The sequence below is a fragment of the Moorena sp. SIO4G3 genome, assembly GCF_010692305.1.
In the GTDB taxonomy this organism is placed as follows: domain Bacteria; phylum Cyanobacteriota; class Cyanobacteriia; order Cyanobacteriales; family Coleofasciculaceae; genus Moorena; species Moorena producens_A.
In genome coordinates this window covers 1-5,804 of record NZ_JAAHIG010000493.1, presented here as the reverse complement: position 1 = coordinate 5,804, position 5,804 = coordinate 1, and the positions used below count along the sequence as shown (strand labels likewise).

The window sequence follows — 5,804 nt, the reverse complement described above, 5'->3', positions numbered from 1 at the left end:
ATACCCATAATTAAGGGGCGGGGGCGCGGGGAGATGGGGAGATGGGGAGATGGGGAGATGGGAAGATGGGGAGATGGGGAGATGGGGAGATGGGGCAGGTTTTTATTAAGGGTAATTATCCTGACATGATATAAGCACCTAAACAAAATTAATTTCCTACTACGAATCTCTGTAACCCTTACATCGTAAGGCTTTGAGTTTTGCAAAATGTGTAATTAATTTTGTGCACCTGCTTAACTCCTAAATTCTGTTTTTTCCCGTACCGGAAGTGGCTCAGAATGCGTTCGCGTAGCGGCTCGTACCGAGCATCGCTTCGCGTGACCATTCGCGTAGCGTGGCCTAAAGGCCAAGGTCAATCGCTTCCCTTGTCGCTTGGGTGTAACTCCTCAAGTCGGTTTTTCCATGTACCGGAAGTCCCCCAGAATGCGTTCGCTTCCCAACAGAATTCCGTAACTTATATACTACTTTTTGAAGCATCGCTATTGTCATCGGATGCATCGGGAGCAGGTCAAATTTGGCGAACAAATGAACTACTTGACAAAACCACAAAAATGCTGGATGTGAGCAGGTATTAGTTGCAGAACAGATCAACTATTTACCATTAGAGCAAGCAATTACCCATGAGGGGGCTTGAGAATAAGTAAAAATATTCGGCTATTGTGACCTGCTCCCCCTATTACCCATCACCCATCACCCATTCCCCATTCCCCATTCCCCATTCCCCATTCCCCATTCCCCATTCCCTAGATTTAGTACTTTTGTTATGGTGACATGCTCCCTCTTTCGCCTTTGTCCAGTTCGTCAAACTCACGTTAAAATAATAACGATTAAGGTAGCGAAAGAGTATTATTTTAAATAATTAGTGTAAGCATTCAGCAGTCAGCCGTCAGCCGTCAGCTTTGTGGCATAGGCTTAATGTTTGTGGCACAGGCTTCGACGCTGTGACATAACTCAGATTAAACTTTTGCTTACTTGTTGTCTTGATCCCAAGCGCGAGTGGTTTTAGGTCTGTGTGGGTCACGTGCGAGCACCGCTGTTTGCCCCGTGGAAACCACGGCAGTTGCTCATGGGGGGAACCCCCTTTGGTCGCACTGCCTCCCCTGTTCCGAAGCTGCATCGCTTATTCAAAAGCTGATAGCTGATAGCTGATAGCTGAATGCTTACTAATTAGTTAACTAATTAACTGAGTTGTTGTTATGGCAATTGATCGGGCACCTGGCGTTTATGTCATCTCTCAAGATGAGGTTGGAATTGTTTATAAAAAGTTTGGTAGTCCTTTACCATCTAATCGTCAAATTGCTCTTAATGGAGAAATGGGTTGGCAGGTTGATACTCTTGGTCCTGGACGACATTTTCACTCTCCGTTATCCTATAAAGTTGTCAAAGAAAAAGCTATACAGATTGATAAAGATGAAATTGGATTAGTAACCGCCAACGATGGTGCTTCTCTTCCCACAGGTAAAATGTTTGGTAAAGTTGTCGAAGAATGTGATGACTTTCAAGATGGTCGTGCCTTTATCAAAAATGGTGGTCAACGGGGTAGGCAGTTAGGCATTTTAAGAAATGGTATTTATCGGATTAATACTCAACTTTTTTCTGTTGAAATCAGTAAAATAACTTCCATTTATGACTATGAAATTGGCTTAGTAGAAGCGAAAGATGGCAAGCCACTGCCGATTGGAAAAACCTTTGGTGATGCTGTTGAATGCAACAATTTTGAAGACGCTCAAGGATTTATTAATAATGGGGGATATAGGGGACAACAGTTAAAGATTATTACTACTGGCAAATACGCAATTAATACAGAACTTTTCAAAATTAAGACAGTTGAACTTATCAAAATTAGAGTTAATGAAGTAGGGTTAGTGGAAGCAAGGGATGGTCAGCCACTTCCACTTGGTCAGAACTTTGGTAAAGTTGTTGAATGTGGCACTTTTCAGGACGCTGAAGCATTTATCAAAAACGGCGGTCAACAAGGGAACCAATTAGCAATTCTTCCTCCTGGAATTCACTACATTAATACAGAGTTGTTTAAAGTTCACAATGTCCCAGTAATTAATATTCGCTCAGGGGAGATAGGGCTAGTTATTGCTCAAGATGGTGCTGAACTACCACCAGGACAAATACTAGGTAAAGCTGTAGATTGCGAGAATTTTCAGAATGCTGAAGCCTTTCTCAACAACGGTGGTCAACAAGGTAAACAGCGAGCAATTCTTACTGAAGGTTACTATAGAATAAACACTGAACTATTTACAGTAGTTACTACTGACAATGCCCAGCAATATGGACTGAAGCCAGAACAATTAAAAGTTTACAGAGTTGAATCAGGTAAAATTGGTATTGTTACCACTTTTGATGGTAAGCCCTTACCAAGAGGGGACATTGCGGGACCAGTTATTGAGGGACATAATAAGTTTCAGCAGCCACAGGAGTTTATTGACAAAGCTGGCTATCGAGGTTTACAAGAAGAATTTATCGAAGAAGGTTTTTGGAGTTTAAATCCTTGGTTTGTGGAAGTTGAACAAGTGCCTTTAACTAATATTAAAACTGGAACAGTTGGAGTTTTAATCTCAAATGTTGGTAAGAATAGCCAAGCCAATCAAGAGAAAACTACTTATGGTTCTCAGTTTAATATCGTTCCAATTGGGTATAAAGGGATTCAGAACATACCAATAGAAGCGGGAACACATCCTATCAATACAAGAGTGAAAAGTATAGTAATAGTTCCTGCCCATGAAATAACTTTGGACTGGACGAATAGAGATAAACCAGCAACCAACTACGATTTTAATTTGAAAACCTTAGAGCTTCGCTCAAAAGATGGCTTTATTTTGAAACTTGAAGTCACACAGGTTATTAATATTGCTCCCAAAAATTCTCCTAAAATGATCTCTCGTGTGGGTTCACTAAATGCTAATAGTTTTCAGCAAGTTGAGGAAGAAGGAGGAGTTATTAGCCCCTTGTCTAATGGTGCGGTTAAATATAGCTCTATTAAAAACCTTGTGAATCGGGTCTTAGCATCGATGGTTGATAATTACTTCCGTAATTCCGCTCAAGACTATAATGCCTTAGACTTCTTACAACAACGGGAGCAAATTCAGGAAAGAGCTACAGAAGATATCAAAAGTGCTCTTAATGCTTATGGTGTTGAAGCGGTTGGTACTTTTATAAACGAAATTGGCTTACCAGCTGAACTTCAACACCTAATACAGACTCCAACAATTAACGATAATTTAAATTCACTAGAAAAATTTTTGCTATGGTGTGCTGGTGCAGATCATCACATTTTGGCACAAAAAGAATGTTTGACAGAACGATATAAATATACAGCAATTGGTACCACGGTTTTGCTAACATCAACAACGGCTATTTTTTCCGGTGGTTATGCTCTTTTTACAGTATTTGGTTCTGTAGCAGCTTCTTGTGTAGGAGGAACGTTTTGGAGTTTTATAGTTTTCAACTTAGATCGTTTTTTAATTTTAAGCTCTAAGAGAAAAGAAACGGAATTAAATTTAAATTTGCCATTTATTGCAGCAACAAGTCTTCGATTGTTAATAGCATTATTGTTAAGCTTTGTGGTTGCTAAACCCCTTGAATTGAGGCTATTTGAAAAAGAAATTAACCAGAAAATAGAACAAAATAAAAATGATATAGCCAAAGAAAAACTTACCGAACCAATAAAAGAATTGGAGCAAGAAATTCAAGCCTTAAATAAAGATAAAAATAAGTATAAAAATGAATGGCAAGATGCTGAATATGCGGCTAATGCAGAAGCAGAAGGTACACAGGGAACAGGCCAATTTGGAAAAGGAATTGTTTATCAAGACAAACGAAACTATGCAGATGAGATAAAACAACAATTCATTGAATTAGATAATAAAGTTAAGGAAAAAGAGGATAAAATAGATAAGCTTAAAGAACGTAACCTAATTTTGCAGTCACCAGAGAGTAACTTAGAACAACTTAATCAAGAAAAAATTGACAAAGAATCAAATGGCTTCTTAGCCCGTCTTGTTGCTTTAGAAGAACTATCTAAAGACGATCCGAATATTCGTAATATTAATTGGCTAATAACTGCCTTATTTGTCACGATTGAAATCTCACCTATATTAGTTAAACTTTTGTCTGGCAAAGGTCCTTATGATTATTTACTTGAGCAGAAAGAAAGTCAGGAAGTTTATAATGAATATTTCCGCATTCAAAAAGAACAAAGACTTCAGTTATCTGAAGGGGTTTCAAAAAAATACATGAAAAAAATTAAGGAGTTTGAAGAGTAAATTACAAAAACAAAATACAGCGGTTTGCAATTCACTGACAATATGTTGTTCAAGGATACTGAAAAAGTAGGCGTTGCTTAATAATGGAATGATTTTAAGAGTTTTTTTTTAGGTGCGCGCCTCCTAGGGCGAGTAAATCGCCCTTGGGTCGCACCTGTAGAATGGGCATCTTGCCGTGGAATGGGCATCTTGTGTGGAACTGGCATCTTGCCAGTTTGTGGAACTGGCATCTTGCGTGGAACTGGCATCTTGCCGTGGAACTGGCATCTTGCCGTGGAACTGGCATCTTGCCGTGGAACTGGCATCTTGCCGTGGAACTGGCATCTTGCCAGTTTCATGCTTATTTTCGCGCGGGCAGGATGCCCACTCTACTCCTATTCATTAAACAAGTATTTATACTCAGTAAAGTCGGTTTTTTTGCGTTCGCGTAGCGGCTCGTACCGAGCATCGCTTCGCGTGACCATTCGCGTAGCGTGGCCTAAAGGCCAAGGTCAATCGCTTCCCTTCAGAATTCCGTAACTTATATACTACTTTTTGAAGCATCGCTATTGCCTATTGCCTATTGCCTATTGCCTATTGCCTCTTGCCTATTGCCTCTTGCCTATTGCCTATTGCCTATTGCCTATTGCCTCTTGCCTATTGCCTTTTGCCTATTGCCTCTTACCTCTTGCCTCTTGCCTCTTACCTCTTGCCTCTTGCCTTTTCCCTTAAAACCATAAGCAATGTCCCTCAAACCTTGCTGAAAATTGCCCTATAGTCCCCTCTTCAAAACTCCTACAAAAATTGATATAGTTACCTTTGTCAGCAACGTTTAATCACAAGGAGGATTAGAGCAATTCATGAAGTACGCTAAGTACTTTCTACACCTGGCAGCCTTTCTACTAGCACTAACTATATTAGTGTTGCCTCTGCCAGCCCAAGCCCAAAGCGCTGCCACCATTAACGCTAACTTTGAAAACAAGGATCTAAGCGGTCAGGATAAATCCGGTCAAGACTTCAGTTACCTTGTTTTTAGCAATGTCAATTTACAGTCAGCAAACTTGAGCAACGCTAAGTTTATAGGTGCGGATATTACCAAAGTTGATTTCACGAATGCTAATCTACATGGAGCCAATTTTAGCGATGCATTCATTAATGTATGTAACTTCAAGGGAGCAGACTTAACCGATGCAGTCTTTGAATATACATTCATTTCGAAATCTAAATTTAATGGTGCAGATATTACTGGCGTTGACTTCGAGGAAGCAATTTTGGTTCGAGGAAGCAATTTTGGATTATAACCAAGACCGGAAGCTATGCGAAAGCAAAAATGCTTCTGGTACTAATCCTATAACTCGTGTTGATACTCGCGATTCTTGTTGATACTCGCGATTCTTTAGGATGTTATTGAAATTAATCTAAGAGGATATCTGAAAAGTTTTTTGATACTGAACTTTGCCCCCCTAGCCCCCCAATTCTGGGGGGAACAAGAATCCATTTATTGCTAAAAGTCCCCCAAAATTGGGGGATTTAGGGGGCTTGAATGTA

The 5,804-nt window shown here is 39.9% G+C and carries 7 protein-coding genes; 5 read left to right on the top strand and 2 right to left on the bottom strand.

Features of this window, described 5'->3' with window-relative positions:
- Positions 1 to 278: 278 nt before the first annotated feature.
- Entirely contained in the window at positions 279 to 575 is a 297-nt protein-coding gene (locus F6J99_RS40950; protein ID WP_293122137.1) for a hypothetical protein, read from the top strand.
- Positions 576 to 676: 101 nt separating this feature from the next.
- Here F6J99_RS40950 and F6J99_RS40945 read toward each other — a convergent pair whose 3' ends face one another.
- On the bottom strand, positions 677 to 811 hold the full coding sequence (locus F6J99_RS40945; protein WP_293122135.1) for a hypothetical protein: 135 nt from the start codon (positions 809 to 811) through the stop codon (positions 677 to 679).
- A gap of 385 nt (positions 812 to 1,196) precedes the next feature.
- Between F6J99_RS40945 and F6J99_RS40940 the strand changes: the two genes are divergently transcribed.
- Together F6J99_RS40940 and F6J99_RS40935 are read left to right on the top strand one after the other, a co-directional pair.
- Positions 1,197 to 4,277, top strand: a complete 3,081-nt coding sequence (locus F6J99_RS40940) for a DUF4407 domain-containing protein (RefSeq protein WP_293122133.1) — start codon at positions 1,197 to 1,199, stop codon at positions 4,275 to 4,277.
- 175 nt (positions 4,278 to 4,452) lie between these two features.
- The gene (locus F6J99_RS40935; RefSeq protein WP_293122131.1) at positions 4,453 to 4,662 is read left to right on the top strand and encodes a hypothetical protein; all 210 of its coding nucleotides are present in this window, start codon (positions 4,453 to 4,455) and stop codon (positions 4,660 to 4,662) included.
- 14 nt (positions 4,663 to 4,676) lie between these two features.
- Here F6J99_RS40935 and F6J99_RS40930 read toward each other — a convergent pair whose 3' ends face one another.
- Positions 4,677 to 4,820, bottom strand: coding sequence for a hypothetical protein (locus tag F6J99_RS40930; RefSeq protein ID WP_293122129.1), 144 nt, complete (start codon positions 4,818 to 4,820; stop codon positions 4,677 to 4,679).
- 5 nt (positions 4,821 to 4,825) lie between these two features.
- Here F6J99_RS40930 and F6J99_RS40925 point away from each other — a divergent pair, with 5 nt between their 5' ends.
- Positions 4,826 to 4,996, top strand: a complete 171-nt coding sequence (locus tag F6J99_RS40925) for a hypothetical protein (protein ID WP_293122127.1) — start codon at positions 4,826 to 4,828, stop codon at positions 4,994 to 4,996.
- Positions 4,997 to 5,116: 120 nt separating this feature from the next.
- Positions 5,117 to 5,557, top strand: a complete 441-nt coding sequence (locus tag F6J99_RS40920) for a pentapeptide repeat-containing protein (RefSeq protein WP_293122125.1) — start codon at positions 5,117 to 5,119, stop codon at positions 5,555 to 5,557.
- Positions 5,558 to 5,804: the final 247 nt, after the last annotated feature.

Excerpts from the sequence above, each read along its gene's own strand:
- F6J99_RS40950 (WP_293122137.1), top strand. The coding sequence starts at position 279 with ATGCGTTCGCGTAGCGGCTCGTACCGAGCATCGCTTCGCGTGACCATT.
- F6J99_RS40940 (WP_293122133.1), top strand. The coding sequence starts at position 1,197 with ATGGCAATTGATCGGGCACCTGGCGTTTATGTCATCTCTCAAGATGAG.
- F6J99_RS40930 (WP_293122129.1), bottom strand. The coding sequence starts at position 4,820 with ATGCTTCAAAAAGTAGTATATAAGTTACGGAATTCTGAAGGGAAGCGA.
- F6J99_RS40920 (WP_293122125.1), top strand. The coding sequence starts at position 5,117 with ATGAAGTACGCTAAGTACTTTCTACACCTGGCAGCCTTTCTACTAGCA.